Raw genomic sequence first — 732 nt, 5'->3', positions numbered from 1 at the left:
CTACGGGAGGCAGCAGTGGGGAATATTGCACAATGGGCGCAAGCCTGATGCAGCCATGCCGCGTGTATGAAGAAGGCCTTCGGGTTGTAAAGTACTTTCAGCGAGGAGGAAGGCACTGTGGTTAATAACCGCAGTGATTGACGTTACTCGCAGAAGAAGCACCGGCTAACTCCGTGCCAGCAGCCGCGGTAATACGGAGGGTGCAAGCGTTAATCGGAATTACTGGGCGTAAAGCGCTTCATGACTGGGGTGAAGTCGTAACAAGGTAACCGTAGGGGAACCTGCGGTTGGATCACCTCCTTACCTTAAAGAACCTGCCTTTGCAGTGCTCACACAGATTGTCTGATGAAAAGTAAATAGCAAGGCGTCTTGCGATTGAGACTTCAGTGTCCCCTTCGTCTAGAGGCCCAGGACACCGCCCTTTCACGGCGGTAACAGGGGTTCGAATCCCCTAGGGGACGCCACTTGCTGGTTTGTGAGTGAAAGTCACCTGCCTTTATATCTCAAAACTAACTCAGTGAGTTACGTTTGAGATATTTGCTCTTTAAAAATCTGGATCAAGCTGAAAATTGAAACGACACACTGTGTCTGTTCTCCATAATAGGAACAGAAATGCGGTGTGTTCGAGTCTCTCAAATTTTCACAACGCGAAGTGAAACAGCTTCGGGTTGTGAGGTTAAGCGACTAAGCGTACACGGTGGATGCCCTGGCAGTCAGAGGCGATGAAGGACG

Annotated in this window: 1 tRNA gene and 1 other annotated feature (1 of these 2 only partly in view); the gene reads left to right on the top strand. The window is 50.3% G+C overall.

Annotation, left to right across the window (positions count from 1 at the left end):
* Positions 1-303 (top strand) — a sequence feature (16S ribosomal RNA rRNA prediction is too short) (it extends 529 nt beyond the left edge of the window).
* An 85-nt stretch (positions 304-388) separates the two neighbouring features.
* Positions 389-464: transfer RNA gene (locus FHC51_RS22100), tRNA-Glu, on the top strand.
* The last annotated feature ends 268 nt before the right edge of the window (positions 465-732 follow it).

Source organism: Leclercia sp. EC_58, assembly GCF_019584355.1.
GTDB lineage: Bacteria > Pseudomonadota > Gammaproteobacteria > Enterobacterales > Enterobacteriaceae > Enterobacter.
This window is presented reverse-complemented; position numbering and strand designations above follow the sequence as displayed.